Origin of the sequence: Streptomyces odontomachi (assembly GCF_024435355.1) — a bacterium.
Lineage (GTDB): Bacteria > Actinomycetota > Actinomycetes > Streptomycetales > Streptomycetaceae > Streptomyces > Streptomyces odontomachi.
This window is the reverse complement of the sequence record NZ_JAMJWG010000009.1, coordinates 252,252-269,422: the sequence shown is the minus strand read 5'-3', so window position 1 is coordinate 269,422 and position 17,171 is coordinate 252,252. Positions and strand designations below refer to the sequence as shown.

Annotated in this window: 18 protein-coding genes, 1 tRNA gene and 1 pseudogene; 13 read left to right on the top strand and 7 right to left on the bottom strand. The window is 69.9% G+C overall.

Features of this window, described 5'->3' with window-relative positions; all coding sequences use genetic code 11:
• The first annotated feature begins 110 nt into the window (after positions 1-110).
• The 9 genes and pseudogenes from NQO67_RS20595 to NQO67_RS20555 all read left to right on the top strand — a co-directional run bounded on the left by NQO67_RS20595 (position 111) and on the right by NQO67_RS20555 (position 9,762).
• Positions 111-2,936, top strand: a complete 2,826-nt coding sequence (locus tag NQO67_RS20595; RefSeq protein WP_255951542.1) for a hypothetical protein — start codon at positions 111-113, stop codon at positions 2,934-2,936.
• On the top strand, positions 2,937-3,911 hold the full coding sequence (locus tag NQO67_RS20590) for a phage tail family protein (protein ID WP_255951541.1): 975 nt from the start codon (positions 2,937-2,939) through the stop codon (positions 3,909-3,911).
• Positions 3,908-5,092: a siphovirus ReqiPepy6 Gp37-like family protein gene (locus tag NQO67_RS20585; RefSeq protein WP_255951540.1), complete on the top strand. Its 1,185-nt coding sequence runs from the start codon at positions 3,908-3,910 to the stop codon at positions 5,090-5,092. Before NQO67_RS20590 ends, NQO67_RS20585 begins: the two co-directional genes overlap by 4 nt.
• Complete coding sequence (locus NQO67_RS20580) at positions 5,092-6,030, top strand: hypothetical protein (protein ID WP_255951539.1); 939 nt, start codon at positions 5,092-5,094, stop codon at positions 6,028-6,030. Before NQO67_RS20585 ends, NQO67_RS20580 begins: the two co-directional genes overlap by 1 nt.
• Positions 6,030-7,640 carry an SGNH/GDSL hydrolase family protein gene (locus NQO67_RS20575; protein WP_255951538.1) on the top strand — a complete coding sequence of 537 codons (1,611 nt, stop codon included), beginning with the start codon at positions 6,030-6,032 and terminating at the stop codon, positions 7,638-7,640. Before NQO67_RS20580 ends, NQO67_RS20575 begins: the two co-directional genes overlap by 1 nt.
• Before the next feature lie 57 nt (positions 7,641-7,697).
• Positions 7,698-8,252, top strand: a pseudogene (locus tag NQO67_RS20570) (GH25 family lysozyme); the annotation flags it as partial.
• A gap of 365 nt (positions 8,253-8,617) precedes the next feature.
• Entirely contained in the window at positions 8,618-8,827 is a 210-nt protein-coding gene (locus NQO67_RS20565) for a holin (protein WP_255951537.1), read from the top strand.
• 3 nt (positions 8,828-8,830) lie between these two features.
• Positions 8,831-9,145: a hypothetical protein gene (locus tag NQO67_RS20560; protein ID WP_255951536.1), complete on the top strand. Its 315-nt coding sequence runs from the start codon at positions 8,831-8,833 to the stop codon at positions 9,143-9,145.
• Entirely contained in the window at positions 9,142-9,762 is a 621-nt protein-coding gene (locus NQO67_RS20555) for a collagen-like domain-containing protein (protein WP_255951535.1), read from the top strand. Before NQO67_RS20560 ends, NQO67_RS20555 begins: the two co-directional genes overlap by 4 nt.
• Before the next feature lie 61 nt (positions 9,763-9,823).
• Here the strand turns inward: NQO67_RS20555 and NQO67_RS20550 are convergent, their stop codons facing one another.
• A complete protein-coding gene (locus NQO67_RS20550; RefSeq protein WP_255951534.1) occupies positions 9,824-10,183 on the bottom strand; it encodes a hypothetical protein in 360 nt (119 codons plus the stop codon).
• Between the two features lie 300 nt (positions 10,184-10,483).
• Between NQO67_RS20550 and NQO67_RS20545 the strand changes: the two genes are divergently transcribed.
• Positions 10,484-11,296: a recombinase family protein gene (locus NQO67_RS20545; protein ID WP_255951533.1), complete on the top strand. Its 813-nt coding sequence runs from the start codon at positions 10,484-10,486 to the stop codon at positions 11,294-11,296.
• A gap of 251 nt (positions 11,297-11,547) precedes the next feature.
• On the top strand, positions 11,548-11,715 hold the full coding sequence (locus NQO67_RS20540; RefSeq protein ID WP_255951532.1) for a hypothetical protein: 168 nt from the start codon (positions 11,548-11,550) through the stop codon (positions 11,713-11,715).
• Positions 11,716-11,775: 60 nt separating this feature from the next.
• Here NQO67_RS20540 and NQO67_RS20535 read toward each other — a convergent pair whose 3' ends face one another.
• The 6 genes from NQO67_RS20535 to NQO67_RS20510 form a co-directional block, all read right to left on the bottom strand.
• Positions 11,776-12,105 (bottom strand): DUF6233 domain-containing protein, encoded by a 330-nt coding sequence (locus NQO67_RS20535; RefSeq protein ID WP_255951531.1) that lies wholly within the window; start codon positions 12,103-12,105, stop codon positions 11,776-11,778.
• A 133-nt stretch (positions 12,106-12,238) separates the two neighbouring features.
• Positions 12,239-12,442, bottom strand: coding sequence for a hypothetical protein (locus tag NQO67_RS20530; protein ID WP_255951530.1), 204 nt, complete (start codon positions 12,440-12,442; stop codon positions 12,239-12,241).
• A gap of 9 nt (positions 12,443-12,451) precedes the next feature.
• Positions 12,452-12,622 (bottom strand): hypothetical protein, encoded by a 171-nt coding sequence (locus tag NQO67_RS20525; protein WP_255951529.1) that lies wholly within the window; start codon positions 12,620-12,622, stop codon positions 12,452-12,454.
• 40 nt (positions 12,623-12,662) lie between these two features.
• Positions 12,663-12,902, bottom strand: coding sequence for a winged helix-turn-helix domain-containing protein (locus NQO67_RS20520; protein WP_255951528.1), 240 nt, complete (start codon positions 12,900-12,902; stop codon positions 12,663-12,665).
• Positions 12,903-13,283: 381 nt separating this feature from the next.
• Positions 13,284-13,535 (bottom strand): helix-turn-helix domain-containing protein, encoded by a 252-nt coding sequence (locus NQO67_RS20515; RefSeq protein ID WP_255951527.1) that lies wholly within the window; start codon positions 13,533-13,535, stop codon positions 13,284-13,286.
• 417 nt (positions 13,536-13,952) lie between these two features.
• A tRNA-Val gene (locus NQO67_RS20510) sits at positions 13,953-14,024 on the bottom strand.
• Between the two features lie 277 nt (positions 14,025-14,301).
• On the opposite strand from NQO67_RS20510, the gene NQO67_RS20505 reads away from it, so the two are divergent.
• A complete protein-coding gene (locus NQO67_RS20505; RefSeq protein ID WP_255951526.1) occupies positions 14,302-15,060 on the top strand; it encodes a DUF4097 family beta strand repeat-containing protein in 759 nt (252 codons plus the stop codon).
• A gap of 82 nt (positions 15,061-15,142) precedes the next feature.
• Positions 15,143-16,684, top strand: coding sequence for a coiled-coil domain-containing protein (locus NQO67_RS20500; RefSeq protein WP_374119038.1), 1,542 nt, complete (start codon positions 15,143-15,145; stop codon positions 16,682-16,684).
• Positions 16,685-17,171: the final 487 nt, after the last annotated feature.

The window sequence follows — 17,171 nt, the reverse complement described above, 5'->3', positions numbered from 1 at the left end:
CCACTACCTGCACATCCGCCCGTGGGAGATCCAGCACATGACCGCGGCCGACCTCGAATCCGCCATCACGTGGATCACACGCCACGTGGCCGCACAGCAAGGAGGATGAGATGGCCGGCCGCGACACGCTGAACTTCGTGCTCCAGGGCCGCGATGCTCTGTCACGCGCTCTGGACTCTGCGGGGGACGCGGCGGAGCGGCTGCGGCGCCGCCTGAACGACTCTGCGAACGATTCGTCGCGCGCCCTGGCCGGATTCACCCGGGACGCCGACGGCCGGCTCAGGGATCTCCGTGGCCGGTTCGTGTCTGCGGAGGAGGCGGCCCGCCGGCTGCGCGAGGGCCTCGCCGACCTGCCGAGCCCTTTCGCGGAGGCCTCGGACAAGGCAAGAATTCTCGGTGAACGGCTGCGAGGATCGCTGATCTCCCTGGCTCCCGCTGCCATCCCTGCGGCGGCGGGCCTAGCCGGTGCCGCGCTTCAGGTTTCCGCGCAGCTCGGCGCCGCTGCGGTCGCGGCCGGCGCGTACAGTGCTGCTCTGGCTCCGCAGGTCGTCGCCATCAAGGCCGTGACCGACGCGCAGACGAAGTATCAGGATGCCGTTACCACGTCGGGGAAGACGTCGCAGGAGACGGCGCAAGCACAGTTGGCGGTGCAGCAGCAGCTTGCCGCACTGCCGCCCGCGACGCAGCGCGCGGCCGTCGCGGTGGGGCTGCTGCGGGACAACTTCAAGGGCTGGTCCGACAGCCTGAGCGGCGATGTGATGGGCCCGTTCACCAAGGGCGTCGGTATCGCCAACGCGCTGCTGCCGAGGACGACCACGCTGGCCAAGGGCGCGTCCGTACAGGTCGATCGGCTGGTGACGATGCTCGGCGGCGCCGTGCAAACACCCGGCTTCGATCGAGCCGCGGACAAGCTCAACGCATTCGCTGAGAAGTCCCTGCGGGGGGCAGTCGACGAGGTCGGGCGGTTCTTCGCCCGCCTGGACGCCGGCAAGGTCGGCGGCGGCCTCCAGCAGTTCCTCGACTACTGCCGGCAGAACGGGCCGGTCGTCGGGGAGACCCTGCGGCACGTCGGCGACGCGCTCCTCAACGTCCTCCAGGCCGGGTCCGATGTTGGGGTCGGCATGCTCCAGGTCATCAACGCCCTCAGCGGGGTTGTGGCCGCGGTCCCGCCGGACGCCATCGCGACCCTGTTGCAGCTGGCCGTCGCCATCAAGGCTGTGCGCCTGGCCGCTGTGGGCGGCTCGGCAGCGAAGGCAGCCCTGGCCGGGATCGCCACCCAGATTGCCGCCATGCGAGCGGCGTCGGTCGCTGCGCCTGGTGCTATCAGCAGCGTGACCGCAGCAATCGGTGGCCTGTCTCGGGGGGTCAAGGTGGCCGTGGCGGGCACGGGCATCGGACTGCTGCTGATTGCGCTGGGCGAGCTGTCCCAGCACAGCCGGAAGGCACCGCCGGACGTCGACAAGCTGACGACCTCGCTGGCTTCGTTCGCGAAGACCGGCAAGGCCTCGGGTGAGGCGGCCCGGGCTTTCGGCTCGAACCTCGACGACCTGTACGGCAAGGTGCGGTCCCTGACCGACCCGTCGACAGTCGACCAGGTGCAGCAGTTCCTCGTTGGCTGGACCGGGTGGGACTCCACGCCGGTGAAGGATGCCAAGGAGAACATCGATGCGATCGACAAGTCCTTGGCACAGCTGGTCTCCCAGGGCAAGGCCGACCTCGCCGCGGAGGCGCTGAAGAAGCTGACGGCCGAGTACGGCAAGGGCGGCCGGGACACCAAGGAGTTCACCAAACAGCTCAACGACTACCAGGACGCTCTTCAAGGCCAGGCCCTCGAGCAGCGCCTGGCCGCCGAGTCGATGGGCCTGTTCGGGGACCAGGCACAGAGGGTGCAGACGAAGCTCGACGCGCAGAAGAAGTCCGCGGACGGACTGCGACAGAGCATCCAGGCGCTGAACGACGTGAACCGCTCCGCACTGGGAGGGCAGATCGGTTTCGAGGCGGCGATCGACGCCGCAGGGAAGGCGGCTCGAGACAACGCGGGCGCGCTGAAGATGCACAACGGGCAGCTTGTACTCAACTCGGAGAAGTCCCGCAATGCGGCCAGCGCGCTCAACGACCTGGCAGGTAAGACTGATGAGGCGGCGGCAGCTGCACGGGACTCAGGCGCTTCGTGGTCGCGCGTGAACGGCATCTACGAGCGTGGAAGGCAGAAGCTGGTCGAGACCGCGCAGCAGATGGGGCTGACGCGGGCGCAGGCTAAGCGACTGGCGGACCAGATCCTCAGCACGCCGGACAAGACCGCGAAGCTGAAGGGTGACATTGCGGACCTGAAGGCGAAGATCAGCGACGCGAAGAAGCGGCTGGCGAACGCCCCATCCAGCAAGACGGCACACATCCGGGGCGAGATCGCCGACCTGGAACGCAAGCTGCGCACCGCACAGGCCAAGCTCGCCGCCATCAAGTCCAAAACCGTGACCATCACGGCCCAGATGATCTACACCGGGCCGAAGCACGGACCCTACGCGTCCGGCTACGAGTTCGGGCGTGCGTCCGGTGGGCCGGTCCTGCGGCGTGCCGCGGGCGGGTCACTGCCGGGGTTCCCCGGTGGCGGCATGCTGTACGGGCCGGGCACGGAGACCTCGGACAGCATCCCCCTGTTCGCGTCGGCGGGCGAGTACGTCGTCAAGGCCTCCTCGGTGCGCAAGTACGGGCTCAAGTTCATGGACTCCCTGAACGCCGGGAAGCTCCCGGTGGGCCGCTCCGCACCGGCTGCTGGCCGCCCGGCGGCGGTCGTGCAGCACGCCGGCGGCGCGGGTCAGTCGCAACCGCCGGTCACGTACAACGTGTACCCGCGCGCGTCCGTGATCAGCGTGGAGGATTTGCGGCTGATCCAGCGGCAGGAGGAAGCGCGGCAGCGCGTGGGGAGGGCACGATAGATGCCTCTGGTCACAACCGCGGTCACTCCACCCGAGCAGTCGGTCCCGCCTCCGATACTGGTGCCGGATCTCGGTGGCTATGCGGCGATCACCTATGTGGACCCGACCGGGCGCCGGTGGCCGATGACGGACACCTCAGCGCAGTGGTACGCGCTCGCCGAAGGCGTCTCCGGGCTCGGTGCGGCGCCGTACACGCTGACCTCGGACCCGCACCCGCGGGGCGGGTCCCGGCTGCGACACGTACAGCCGCAGGCCCGCTCGATCGTGTGGCCCGTGCTGGTCAAGGGCGACAACCACCAGCGGTTCACGAACAACTGGCGGTCGCTGGCGAGGGCATTCACCCGCACCCTTCGGCGCAGCCCGGACGGTGCGTTTCAGCCCGGGACGCTGGAGGTGGCCCGGCCGGACGGCGGTGTGCGCACGATCGCCGTCTACTACTCGGATGGCTGGGACGGCCGCGGCCAAGTCGCGACCGGCATCACCTGGGACTTCGCCGTCGTCACCCTGTGGGCCGAGGACCCGTACTGGGTGGATGCCGTCCCGGTGCGTGTGCACCGCGAGTCCGCGCAGCTCGTCGACTACCTGGTGCCCTACCCGTCGGTGTCCTCGTCGCAGGTGCTCGGCGACACCACGGTCACCAACCCGGGCGACGTCGACGTCTGGCCGACGTGGCAGATCACCGGACCCGCCAGCGCGATCACGTTCACCCGCAACGACACTGGCGAGTCCTTCACGCTCACCATGGCCGACACCCCGCACGGCGCCCTGCTCGCCGGAGAGACCGTCACCGTCAGCACGGACCCGCCGCGGGTGTTGTCCGGCACCGACGAGAACCTCATCGGCGGACTCGACTGGCCCAACGCCGTGCTGTGGCCCCTGCCGCCGGGTGAGACTCCGGTGACGTTTCAACTCGACGGCGCCGCGGCGGGATCGGCGGTCGACCTTACGTTCTACCCGAGGTACGAGACGGCATGACGATCCAGCTCCTCATCACCGACCGAAACCTGAACGTGCTCGGTGCGCCGCTCGACGCCTGGACCAAGGTGTCGTGCGACCTGAACTTCAACGCCCCTGCGTCCGGCTCCGTGACGCTGCCAGCGAGGCCGGAGTACATGGAGCTGCTCCAGCCCGGGAATCGACTGATGCTGATCCGCGACGGCTCCATCTGGTGCGCCGGCCCGCTGGAGGCACCGCAGTCCTACGCGTGGGACCTGGACAACAACACCGAACCGGGCACCATCACCGCGACATGGAGCGATGACCTCGCCCGCATCGCCGGATACCTCACCTACCCCGATCCCGCAGTCGACTTCGCATCGCAGACCACGAGTACGGACGTGAAGTGGCAGCGGGTGAGCACCAACGCAGAGACGATCATCCGCGAGCTGGTTGACGCGAACTGCGGTCCGTCAGCACTCGCCGCCCGGCAGATCGAGCGCCTGGTCCTCGATGACGTCGCTGGTGTCGGCACAGACCGCACTGTCAGCACGCGGCTCGAGCCGCTGCTCGATGCCTGCCGCACAGCAGCCTCTTGGAACCGGCTCGGTTTCAGGACCCGGCAGGTCGGTGACGAGATCCGGTTCGGGGTGTACGCACCCGCCGACCGCACAACGACCGCACGATTCTCTGCCGGGCTCGGGAACCTCCGCTCGGTGACGTTCGAGCTGTCAGCCCCGCTCGCCACCAGCGAGCTCGTACAGGGCGGCAACGATCCGTCCGAGCAGGCCGCCGAGGGAGACCCACCCAACGTGCGCGCCTACGTCGAGGTCGACTCCGGCGCCGCCGCGGACTGGTACCGCGTGGAGAAACTCCAAGACAAGACCGGCACCGCGGACGACTCCGACGGCGAACTCACCCAGGCCGGAACGCTCGCCCTCGGCGACGACAACCCGCAGGCGTCCCTCAGCACGGTGACCGTAGACACCCCCGACCTGCGCGCCGGCCGCGACTACAACCTCGGCGACCGCGTCACCGTGCAGCTGCCCACGGGACTGGAGATCGCCGACCTCGTGCAGACCATACGGCTCGAAGCCACCCCCGACACAGGCGAACTGGTCACCACCGTCGTCGGCAGCAGCGACCAGACCACCACCACAGCCACCGTCCGCGCAGTGCGTGACCTGGCCCGACGACTAGGACGACTGGAGGCGAGATAGTGGCACAGGACTCGTGGCCGAGCCCGACCCACAACGACCGCGCGGTCACCGACAGCGAATACGAGCGTGTCGCCGCCCGCTTCTCCGACGACGGCGCGTGGGGCGACCCGACCGACACGGCCATCGTCTCCGCCGGTACCGGCCTTCAGGTCGTCGTCCGTTCGGATGCCTGGGCCAACGTGCGCGGCCACGCATGGACCTCCGGCACCAGCGACGTCACCCTCACGATCGCCGAGAACGCTTCCGGTTCTGCGCGCACGGACTGGGTAGCCCTGCGCCTGGACCGCTCCACCTGGGACGTGGCCGCGGTCGTGAAGCAAGGCACCCCCGGATCCGGAGCCCCCTCGCTCACGCGGGAGGCCGGCGACACCGGAGTATGGGAAATCCCCCTCGCCCTAGTCGACATCACCTCGGGCGCGTCCACGGTCACGGTGCGGCCATACACGCAGTACATCGGCTCCCGGATCCGGCCATGCACATCAACCACCCGACCCGGGCCGCGCCTCGGCGAGGTCGACTTTGAGACCAACACCGGCCGCTGGGTCGGCTGGAACGGCAGCGCCTGGAAGACGCTCTGCGAGGACAGTGGCGAGATCGTTCTCACCGGATCTGCGGCGCCGTGGACCGTACAGACCGATTCCGTGCTGCACGTCCGCTCTGGTGTGGCTCACCTGCGCCTCGGCTCATTCACGCGCACCTCAGGCGGCACCCTCGACGGCTCTGACGACTCCCGGCTACCGATCAACGTGCCGACTGCCTACGTGCACCCGGACCGCGACCAGTACGCGATGGTCTACGTCACCGGCGTGCGCATCGGCCGCGTCACCATCCACCCCGCCAACGGCTCCCAGGCCGGACAGGTGTGGCTGACCCAACACCCCGACATCAGTGTCGGTCAGACCGTGAGCGGCTCCAACATCTCCTGGGTGGTGAGCTGATGGCCAGGCACCGGTTCGGCGGCGTCGCCGACTATGTCATCAGCCTCGGTACGGACAATGCGGCCACGCTCCAGCCCGGCGCGAGCGTCACCTGCTGGAACCTGCCGGTAGGTGGCACCCAGTACACGGACCTGACGCAGTCCGACGGGGCCACTGCCATCGAGGGCGGCATCCTCACCGCGGACAGCACCGGCGCGGTGCCCGAGTTCTACGGGCCCGACGGAATCCGCTCCCTCTACCTCGACGCCAATGACGGCTCCGGGCCGCGGCGCGCGACGGCCGCCATGGACCTGGACGCCGACCTGACCGCCATCCAGAACGCGGCCATCGCCAAGAGCGCGGTGACGACCGCGGGGGACCTGCTCGTCGCCACCGGAAGTGCTGCGGTGACCCGGCTCGCCGTCGGGACCGTGGGGCAGGTGCTCGCCCCAGACCCGGTGGCCGCCGGCGGCGTCAGGTGGGGCGCCGGCTGGCGCCGGCGAGACCTGCCGGACCCGCTGCTCGCCGAGACGCTCTCCAGCGAGGCGCCGACCATCACCCTGACCGGGCCGCAGGCCACCTCGAGCATCCCTTCGGCCCAGTCCCTCCTCGCGCCCGACACGGGCCCGTTCTTGTACCTCGGGGCCGGCGGCTTCCAGTACGGCTCGACCTTCCCCGACACGACGCTGTACCTGCCGACCAGCCGCTATCCGAACACCTACGCCTCCGGGCAGTCGAACTGGGCCGTCGAGTTTGCCACGGACGCGAGCCAGTTCGAGATCATGTTCAAGTACATCAGCACGGCGACCCGATACCGGTGCACCATCGACGGGCGGGCGCTGACCGACGTACCGCAGTCCACCGGCGCGGCGTCGGCCGGCAGCCGGTATGTGCTCAAGTTCGCGTTCGCCTCGGCCATGCCGCGGCGGATCCGCTTCGACTTCACCACGATGCCGTTCGGCGGCCTCTTCCTGCCACCGGGCGCGACGGCATGGAAGTCGACGGGCCGCGGCGGGCGACTCGCCGTCCTCGGCGACAGCATCACCGACGGCTCCGGGCAGAACACGGGCGCTGGCGTGGGCACGTGGCTGTATCGGGCCGCCCGGCTCCTCGGCTGCACGGACGCCTGGGATCAGGCCCGCGGTGGCACCGGCTACATCACCCCCGGCAGCTACGCCGTGCTCGGCGACCGGGTGGCCCTCGACGTCGTCCCGTACTCGATCGATCGGCTGATCGTGTGGGCCGGCTACAACGACTCCGGTGGTGACCAGGGCGCCATCGGCGCCGCCGCGGACAGCCTGTACGCCGCCGCGAAGACCGCGGTCGCGGTCGGCGGCGACATCTACGTCATCGGCTGCTGGGACCCCACCGGCGCCCCGACGAGCACCATCACCGCGACCAACACCACCATCAAGGCGTCCGCGCAGGCTGCCCGGCTGCCGTTCCTCGACCCTCTCTCCGGCGAGGTGTACACCGCGGACGGCACGCTCGTCGCCACACAAGGCGCCTGGATCACCAGCCAGAACAAGACCGGCTACATCGGCGCCGATGCGGTGCACCCGACGGACGCCGGACACGCCTACCTGGCCCGGCGCATCGTCGAGGCACTCAAGGCCCTGATGCCCGCGTGAGCCCCCTCTTCTCCTGCCCCGTGCCGCCCGGCCGGGGCCTTTCTCATCTGGAGCACCATGACCGTCAAGGGCATCGACGTCAGCGACTACCAGGGGAGCAGCTTCTCCACGAGCGGCCTGGGGTTCGTCATCGTCAAGGCCACCGAGGGCAGGACCTACATCAACCCGAAGCAGGCCGCGCAGCCCAGGCGGGCCCGGGACGCTGGTTGCGTGGTCGGCTTCTACCACTTCCTGTGGCCCGGCAACATCCAGGAGCAGGCCGAGTACTTCGTGGCGAAGTGCGCGTCGGCCAAGGGTGATCTGCTCGCGGTCGACTGGGAGAACACCTCGTCCGGCACCCGGGCGTCCGGCGCCGAGAAGGACGCGTTCATCCGCGCGGTGAAGGCCCTGCGGTCGGACCACCGCATGCTGCTGTACTGCAACCGCGACTTCTGGCTCAACCATGACACCACGAGCTACGCCGGCGACGGCCTGTGGATCGCCGACTACAACGGCCACCCCGGCCGGCCCGGCGTCCGCGCCGACTGGCTCATCCACCAGTACACCAGCGACCCAGTGGACACCAACACGGCCGAGTTCGTCTCTGCAACGGCCATGCACACGTGGGCGCGCGGACTCCTCAAGGACACCGAGCCGCCAGCGAAGGACAAGCCCACGGCTCCGGCCCGGCCGACAGTGGACCTCTCGAAGCTCGTGGTCGCGGCGAAGGCGGACCCCCGCGGCCGGCAGGGCCACCAGACCTACGCCGCTGGCGTCCGGCTCGTCGAGACCGCGCTCGTCGCTGAGGGCGTTCTCGGCAAGACGTACTCCTCAGACGGCTCGTTCGGCTCCGTCACCGTCGCCGCCTACGCGGCCTGGCAGCGGCGCCTCGGCTACAGCGGCCACGACGCCGATGGCATCCCCGGCAAGACCTCGCTCACCAAGCTCGGCGCGAAGCACGGCTTCACCGTCGTCGCCTGAACGGATCGGAGAACCCCATGGCTGTCATCGAGACCAAGGTGAAAGCGGCCACCGCGGCGTCGGCCGCCGTCGGCGTCGTCGTCGCCGTCCTGAACGCGGTCACGGCCGACGGGTCGCTGCTCGGGCCGCTGCCGACCTGGCTGCAGTCCGTCATCCTCGCCGTCGCCCCCGCGGTGCTCACGTTCCTCAGCGGCTGGCAGGCGAAGCACACCGTGCGAGGGGTCTGACCGATGTCTGACGAGCCGACCCTCGGCGAGCTGGCGAGGCGGTTCGAGGATCGGCTCGCAGACGTCCGTGAGGACATCCAGAACCTCGGCCTCCGCCTCGACTCCCGCGTCTCCCTGGAGCGCTACCAGCTGGAGCGGGAGGCCATGGGGAAAGAAGTCGCAACGCTCACTGAGCGCGTGAAAGGCCTCGAGGAGACCGCGCGCGAGAAAGAGCGGCTCCGCCAGGCCGACCGCCGGCTCATCTTCTCCGCGCTCATCGTGCCCGTGCTCATGGTCCTGCTCACCGTGTACCTCGAGGCGAAGGGAGCCTCATCGTGAGTTCCCCACGCCTCAACTCGGCTCGTCGAAGCGGCGACCTCGCGTTCGTCCTCGGCGTGCTGGCGGCGCTCGCGCTGCTCGCCTGGGTCGTCATCACGCTGCAGCAGCAAGCTGCGGACCTCCGCGACGCCAACGCCGCCCGGGACGCACTCGCACGCCAGGTGCAGCAGCTCGGCGGCAAGCCAGTCGCCGGGCCGCCAGGCTCCCGCGGCGAGCCGGGAAAGACCGTGACCGGGCCGCAGGGACCCGCTGGGCCGAAGGGCGACCAAGGTGAACCCGGGCCCGCCGGACCGACCGGGAAGCCGGGCAAGGCCGGCACGAACGGAAGCGACGGAGACGCCGGCTCGCCGGGCGCCGACGGGTCAGCTGGCCAACAGGGAGCCCAAGGCGAGCCCGGACCGGCCGGGCCACAGGGCGAGCAGGGCCCGAAGGGCGACACCGGCGATCGGGGGCCCGTCGGACCGGCCGGTCCGTCCTGCCCTGACGGCTACAGCCTCCAGGCGCCTGTGTGGGATCCGGACGCGCTCGTGTGCCGCCGCGGCGGCGCGCCGAGCAACAGCGGCAGCGGGAACACCCCGCAGGCGCTCGGACTCGATCCTCGCCGCCAGTACCCGTGACCGCACGACGAAGCCCCGCCCCCTGCTTCGGCAGGCGGGCGGGGCTCTTCGCTGTGTTCGGCTACTTCCCGAGCCACTTCCGCACGGTCATGCGGTCGACACCGGCCTGCCGGGCGAACCCGGCCTCCGTGGCGTCGCCTCGGCCGATGAGGGTGATGGCGGCCTGGCGCAGCCCGGCGAGAGCATTCGCCTCGGCGACGCTGGCGGCCAGTCGCTTGTCGGAGAGTTCGGCAACGACGCTGTCGGCGTCTTCCATCGCGAGGCGGTAGGCAGTGACGAGTTCCTCGCGCATCTCGTCCTGGTCGCCGTCACAGCGCTCCTCGATCTCGTCTGCCTGCTGGAGCAGTTCGTTGATCTGCTCGTCGGTGAGACCGTGGTCATCGCCGAGCCAGGCTTCGAGTTCGTAGCGCTGCATGCTCATGGTGGTCCCCTCCGAAGCGACCCTCGCTCCATCTGTAGAACACTCTACAGGTCTAATGTAGAGCTGTCTACAGGGGGGAGTCTCGGGCCTCCCGCCCCTTCGGGGCGAGGCCGACAGCCCCCCGACCCCCGATAACCCACACGTAGCGCAGGCGGGTTGGGCGGCGCGACCCTGGATAACATGCCGTATCTGGGGCGGTCGCCGCCCGCCTGGAAGGCCTCATCTCCCGACTGTGGAGGTGAGGCCTTCGTCTTGACCTGCACTGTCCCATCTATATCTATAACTGGGTACAATCGGGCTATGCAGAAGCCCAACTCACGTCTGCGACTGGTCATCTGCCGTCGCGTCTCCACCGCCGGTCAGGCCACCGACGGCTACGGTCTCGACGCTCAGGAACGGGACTGCCGCCGCTGGAACCGGGAGTCGCCCGAGGGGGGCTGCCGCATCGTCCACGTCGTCACCGACGAGGCCCTCACCGGCAAGTCCACGATCGACGAACGCGAAGGCCTCATGGAGGCCATGGAGTGGATCCGCGAGGGCCGAGCCGACGGCATCCTCTCCCCGAACCTCGATCGGCTCGCCCGCGAACTCACCGTCCAGGAAGCCGTCCTCTCCTACGTGTGGGCTCTCGGTGGTCGCGCTTTCACGGCCGACCACGGGGAGCACCTCGAAGACGACGAGACCGACCCCATGCGTACCGCCATGCGCCAGATGCGCGGCGTCTTCGCTCAGCTCGACCGCGGGCTCATCAGGAAGCGCCTCAGGGAAGGCCGTGAGACGAAGGGCGAGCTGGGCGGCTACGCCTACGGCGCCCCGCGGTACGGTCAGCGCGCAGAGGGCAAGGCCCTCGTTGCCGATGGCATCGAGGCGCGGAACCTGGAGCTGATGAAGCACTGGCGAGCCGAGGGTCTTGGAGTACGGGCCATCGCTCGGCGCGCGAATGAACAGGGGATCCCCTCGAAGCGGGGCGGCCTCTGGCATCCAAGCACCGTCGCGCGCCTACTCAACGACGAAGATCGCCTCAAGAACAACGAGAGCTCGGCTCGGCGCCGAGCCTGGAAGAAGGAACAGGACCGCCGGGCCCGCGCTGCGCGGATCCTCGGCCACCGTTGACCAGCGCACCAGGGAACGTTATGCGCTACGCCCGCCCCTTCGGGGGCGGGCTTTCGTGTGTCTGCGGCGCGGGCACAGCGGGCCGCTGCGCACTGCGCGCGAAGCCCTGACCATGGCTTGTCGGCTCGGCGGCTACGCGCCGTAGGATCACGCTCACGTCTTGACATATGTCAGACGCATATTCACGCCGGGCCCGGCGCCGTGGAAAGTGCGGGCCCGGCGACCCATCGAGAGGACAGATCGTGCTCAGTATGCAGGCCGCAGTTGCAGGCGGCCACGACCCAACGCCACGCCGCATCCTGTACGCCCTCGCCGCCGGCTACATCGCTGGGTACTGCGCCGCCGCCGACTCGGCGCAGTTAGTCCTCGCGGAGGCTGTCGCGGGCGCGCTCGCCTGGATGCTGCGGCCCAGGGCGTAGGGGGCGTCGGCGGGAGGTTGTCACGCGGCGGCCTCCCGCCGACCTTCAGCCGGCCGGGCGCTACCTCCCATGGAGACCCGTCTGTGGCTGGCACACCCCGCACGGCTCGATGTCCGGCTCCGCCAGTGCGATACGCGCTTCCTCGCGGCCGATGTAGCCGACCTGCGTTTCGAAGGTGTTGCAGCCGCCTCGATGCAGCAGCGCCGGCCGATCGCCGTGCTGGGGCTCCAGCTTCCATCGCCGCTCGGCGTGGGCCCGGTCTCGGCGCCGCTGCTCCTCGGCTTCCCGCGCCTCCTCCTGCTCGATCCACCGGTCAATCTGCCTTACCTGCTGGATTGCGACGCGGCGGGCGAAGTGCAGCATCTCCAGACGGCTCGGCGAATCGGTCATGTGTTCGAGTCTACGGCCGCAGCTCGCCGCTGGCAGCTCGCGTTGTCAGTGCCCCCGCGTACCGTGGACGTCATCTATCCGCGCATGCTGGCTGCTGCGCTCGCCCCGCCCGGAGCTTGGGCGGGGCACCCTTCTATGCGGGCTCCGGCTCCGGGTGCCGCACGGCGCGCTTCAGGGCCTGCTCCACGTCGTACCGGTTCTCCCCGAGTTCAGCCGCCACCACGGTGACGCGGGCCTGTACCGCCGCGGCGGTCTCCAGCGTGAGGGTGCCGGCCTGGATCTCCGTCCAGGCGGAACGTTCCAGCTCGATCAGGTCGTCAGGGAGTTCGATTGCCACGCCCGGATCTTAAGCGGCGGCGGCGACGTCCGCGCGCACGGCTGCGGCCCACTCCAGCAGCAGCGCCTGGTACTCGGCCCGCTGCTCACCGGACAGCCGGCCGCTGGACAGCAGCATCAGCGCACGGATCCGCTCGTTCAGCTCGGCGGCGGGCGGCCGGGACTCGGACATGGAGGACATGCCGGCAGCCTAGGGCCAGGGTCTGACAAACGCCTACGAGTTACCGGCCGTCAGTGGGCAGCGTCACGAAGGTGCCCTTGTTCGGCAGCGTCACCACGAGACCTCGATCCCGCAGTTCCCGCACGGCCCGGCGTGCGGTGCCCGCGGCCACCCCGTGTTGCGCACCGAGGTCTCGCTCGTTCGGCAGGCGCGTCCCGTGCGGCAGCCGACCCGAGCGGATCTCCTGCTCGATCTCGTCGGCGACCCGCACATACACGTAGCCGATGGGCGTTTCGTCCATGTTCCGGAACGTAGGGCGGCACTCTACACCCGGCACCCGTAGGTAGTCCCATAGGGCGATGTGGGGCGGCATAGGGCGGTATGGAGCGGTACCGTTTGAGCAGGGAAAACCCCCGCGGCCGTGCGACCGGCCCGGGGGCATGGACGACTGGGTGGAGTCGACATGACACAGGCTACGGAGCCCAGCGCTGTCGAGCCACAGCGCTGCTGCCGCTGCGGACACATCACCAGGGCGCCGATCCTCGTCGACGAGGTACACACGGCGGCCGGCGCCGGCGGCGGCGTATACGCCTGCCCCTCCTGCGCTCCGCAGTTCCTTCCGCGGCCGGGCCCGGCCGCTCTCAGCGCCCCGCCCGCCGATCAGGCGTACATCCCCCAGCGCTCAGCGGTGGGCGGGGCCTTCACCGACCAACTGCGCGAGGGGGACTCCGCAGGCGTCGGCGATGAGGATCAGGTCGTCGACGGTCGCCACTGAGGTGCCGTACTCGTACCGGTGGATGGTCTTGTGGTCGCGGCCGATGCGTTCGCCCAAGGCGACCTGAGACAGGTTCGCGTGGAGGCGGGCGGCGCGGATGCGGTCCCCGATGGCCCGGCGGCGGGCGAGCACCCAGTCGGGCAGCGGGTCGAGTGGCACCCGAGCACGCTGTAACGATCATGGCCGAGAGTCTTTACCCACCCAGGTAAACTTGCCGATCTTGGGGCAATCAAAATGCGGACTACACGATTGTGTGACGGGCGCTCATGACCGGGCGCTGGAAGGGTAGGGAGGTCTATACCCCCCACCAGAGCCGCCGAGGCGCGCACGCGGTTGGCCCCCGTGCGTCTCGGCGAAGCGTGGCCCCCTCCTGCAGTGAGGGGGCCACGCGCTTTCGCACCGCGACCTGCACTTTCGCAGGGATCTCGTAGGAGAGATTTAGGGGACAGGCTTCTGTAGCGGCAGTGTTTTTCCGCGTAGCGAGACCGTATCGAGCATGTAGCCCATCAGGGAAGCAGAAAGCCCCGGAAGCTCCCTGACCTGGGGCTTCCGGGGCTCCGTCACTGGTCAACCCGGTGGGCGCGGACGGTTTCGAACCGCCGACATCTGCCTTGTAAGGGCAGCGCTCTACCGCTGAGCTACGCGCCCGGGTGAGTCGACAGCCTACCGTGCCTTCGGGCCTGCCCGGCAATCCCGTATTGAGCCGCCGGGCGGGGGTTATCCCCCGTATGGATCCGGTAGCGGCCCGGATCCCGTGGCGGACCTGGGCTCCGTACGGTCTGAAGTGCCGGGTTCCGCGTCAGGACCGGACCCGTTTGTCTGACCTCACAGGGGGATCGTCATGACCGTTCACACCCGCCGTACGCGCCTGAGGCCCACCCGCGGTAGCCGTCTTCGTGGCGGCGTTCGTCCGCGCCTCCGTGCGGTGGCCGTGGCCGGTGCCGTGGCGGCCGTTGTCGCTCTGGCGGGCGGGTGCGGTGGGCGGGCGCAGGACGACGAGCATCCGGATCACCGGACCTTCGAGCTGCACGGCAAGACGCTGACCATCGACTCCAACGACTCCGCGCTGGAGCTGGTGCCGGTGGACGGGGACAAGGTGCAGGTCACCCGGTGGTTCACGGCGCGAGTGACGCTCGGTGACGACCCGACGACCACGTGGAGCTGGCAGGACGATCAGCTCACGCTGCGCGTGCACTGCTCCGGCCTGGTCACCTCGTGCTCGGCCAAGCACCGGGTGGAGGTACCGCGCGATGTCGCGGTGACCGTGCGCAATCAGGACGGTTCGGTGACGGCCAGCGGATTCCGCACGGCGCTGCGGCTCCATTCCGACGACGGCTCCCTCCACGTCGAGAACGCTTCCGGCCCTCTGGAGCTCACCAGCAAGGACGGCTCGATACACGCTGTCGGCCTCACCTCGCGACAGGTGCGTGCGGCCACGGACGACGGCTCGCTCGAGCTGGAGCTGAAGGAGGTGCCCGACCGGGTGGACACCCGGACCAAGGACGGCTCGACCACCATCACGCTCCCCCGGTCCAGCTCCGGCGGTGCCGCTGCCGCGTACCACGTCACCGCCGCGTCCGACGACGGCCACGTCACCGTCGACGTACCGCGTGACGCACACAGCCCGCACGTCGTCTCCGCCCACGCCGACGACGGCAAAGTAACGGTGCGGAATGCGAACTAACCTACCTGTGTGTTCGTCCTAACCGGTGGGACAATGGCACGGAGCCGACCGGTCAGGGCGCACGACAGCACGGGAGAGGGACGTGACGGCGACATCTTCGGAGCCGCATCCACCGCATGTGCCGGATGCACCGCGCGATCGTCGTCGTGTTCCGCGTCCCCCTGATCCTGTCGATCCGGGTGTCCCCGGCCGCCGCCTTCCGGAGGGTTCGCCCCGGGGGAGCGGTTCCGTCGGCCGTGGTCGGTCCGTCGCGCCCGGCAGGTCGGCTGCCGCGCAACGGTCCGGGCGCTCGCTCCGTGCCGCCGCTCGCGATGTGCTGACGCTGGTGGTGCTGCCCCTGCCGCTGATGGTGGCCGCGCTGCCCGCCGCCTTTGCCGGGGGCGGGACCAGGCGCTGGTTCGGCGGGCGGGCCGAGAGCCAGCGTGCCGAGGCGCAGGTCGCGAAGGACGCTGCGGCGGAAGCTTTCTACGAACTGGACACCGCCCAGCGCGACCTGCGGATCTCCATCGAAACGATCATTGCCGTGGATGACTCTCCGGAGGCGCGGCGGGTGGTGTCGGAGTTCGACGAGCTGGGCCGACGTATCGACGAGGCCAGCCACCGGTACATCACCGCGGTCGATGCGCACGATCTCGATCGGGACGACCTGGAGGCCTCGGCCGCGATGCGGGCGAGGACCGAGCTGACCCAGGCCCGTGACGAGCTGAGCCGTACCAAGCAGGACCTGGACCGGTTCGCGCAGCGGCTCGGGCCGCTGCTCGGCAAGGCCGAGACCCAGCTGGCACGGGTCGCCCCGAGCGTCGAGCGGGCCCGGCAGGCCCTGCTGGCGGCGAGCAACGCGCTCGACACGGCCCGGGCGTCCGGTCTGCGGGCTGACGAGCTCGCCACCCGGCTCGCCGCACTCGGACCCGAGCTGACCAAGCTGAACGAAGGCGCAGGGCGGCACGGCGTGCCGGAGACGCTGGAGCGCGCCGAGCGGGTGGCGCGTGACGCCGAATCCGTCCGCGCCCAGGCCGAGCGGCTGCCGCAGCAGGCGGCCGAGATCGATCACCGGCTGGTGTCGATGCGGACCCGTGCACAGGCACTGATGACGCGGACCGGGCAGGTCGACCCGGTGCTCAGCGAGCTGCGCAGGCGCTTCTCGGCGGCCTGCTGGCAGGACCTCCAGCATGTCCCGGAGAACGCCGCGCAGAGTGTGCGCCAGGCCGAGCAGAAGCTGAAGGAGGCCCAGGCGGCCCGTGACGCGCAGCGTTGGGCGGATGCCACGTCCCAGCTCGCCACGGCGCGTGCCCTGCTGAACACCACGGACGATGCCGTGTCCGCCGCCGGTGACCGGCTACGGCGTCTCAATGCGGTGGCGAAGGACCCGCAGGATGAGATCGACCGTACGCGGTTTGCGATCCGGGACGCGCAGCGGCTGGCCATGGCCGGGCGGCAGACCCCCGATCCCCGGCACGCCCGGCCGCTCGACGATTCGGTGGTCCGCCTGGATCAGGTGGTCGCCATGCTGGAGGAGGGCCGCCATCCCGATTACTGGCGCTTTCTGACGGAGACCGAGGCCATACGGGAGACGGTGGCCCAGGTCGTGGCGCAGATCCGGGAGGACCGCGGCGGGGGCACGTGACGCGGTGACGGTGCGCGCGGCAGGCCCGGCGCCGAGATGAGCAGCCGGTGCCTGGAGCTGCCTCGCCCCGGCCGGTCTTTCCGCCTTATTCGTGTATCGGTGTCGGTATCCGTGTGTCGGTGCCGGTGTCCGTGTGTCGGTGCCGGTGTCCGTGTGTCGGTGCCGGTGTCCGTGTGTCGGTGCCGGTGTCCGTGTTACCTGCTTATCGGCGTTACCTGCTATTTACCTGCTATCCGGGTATCGGGTGTTATCGGCGCTACCTGCTTGTCTAGGTATCGGTGTCACTTGGCTTTCGGGCCGTCGTGTCCCACCGCGGCCATACGGGCTGCCCCTCCGGCACGGCGCCCCGGCACCTACACCCTCCCCTGGCCTCCAGCTCCCGACTTCCGACTTCCGACTCCCGGCTCCCGGGCTCCGACCTCCGGCACCCGGGCACCCTTTCCGCCGGGCACGCACCATTCCGGAGTCGCCAGGTGCCGGCCTCCCC

What these genes read in the sequence shown, in the direction of transcription:
- NQO67_RS20595 (WP_255951542.1), top strand. Translation starts at nt 111, where the DNA reads ATGGCCGGCCGCGACACGCTGAACTTCGTGCTCCAGGGCCGCGATGCT.
- NQO67_RS20590 (WP_255951541.1), top strand. Translation starts at nt 2,937, where the DNA reads ATGCCTCTGGTCACAACCGCGGTCACTCCACCCGAGCAGTCGGTCCCG.
- NQO67_RS20585 (WP_255951540.1), top strand. Translation starts at nt 3,908, where the DNA reads ATGACGATCCAGCTCCTCATCACCGACCGAAACCTGAACGTGCTCGGT.
- NQO67_RS20575 (WP_255951538.1), top strand. Translation starts at nt 6,030, where the DNA reads ATGGCCAGGCACCGGTTCGGCGGCGTCGCCGACTATGTCATCAGCCTC.
- NQO67_RS20565 (WP_255951537.1), top strand. Translation starts at nt 8,618, where the DNA reads ATGGCTGTCATCGAGACCAAGGTGAAAGCGGCCACCGCGGCGTCGGCC.
- NQO67_RS20560 (WP_255951536.1), top strand. Translation starts at nt 8,831, where the DNA reads ATGTCTGACGAGCCGACCCTCGGCGAGCTGGCGAGGCGGTTCGAGGAT.
- NQO67_RS20550 (WP_255951534.1), bottom strand. Translation starts at nt 10,183, where the DNA reads ATGAGCATGCAGCGCTACGAACTCGAAGCCTGGCTCGGCGATGACCAC.
- NQO67_RS20545 (WP_255951533.1), top strand. Translation starts at nt 10,484, where the DNA reads ATGCAGAAGCCCAACTCACGTCTGCGACTGGTCATCTGCCGTCGCGTC.
- NQO67_RS20540 (WP_255951532.1), top strand. Translation starts at nt 11,548, where the DNA reads ATGCAGGCCGCAGTTGCAGGCGGCCACGACCCAACGCCACGCCGCATC.
- NQO67_RS20535 (WP_255951531.1), bottom strand. Translation starts at nt 12,105, where the DNA reads ATGACCGATTCGCCGAGCCGTCTGGAGATGCTGCACTTCGCCCGCCGC.
- NQO67_RS20525 (WP_255951529.1), bottom strand. Translation starts at nt 12,622, where the DNA reads ATGTCCTCCATGTCCGAGTCCCGGCCGCCCGCCGCCGAGCTGAACGAG.
- NQO67_RS20520 (WP_255951528.1), bottom strand. Translation starts at nt 12,902, where the DNA reads ATGGACGAAACGCCCATCGGCTACGTGTATGTGCGGGTCGCCGACGAG.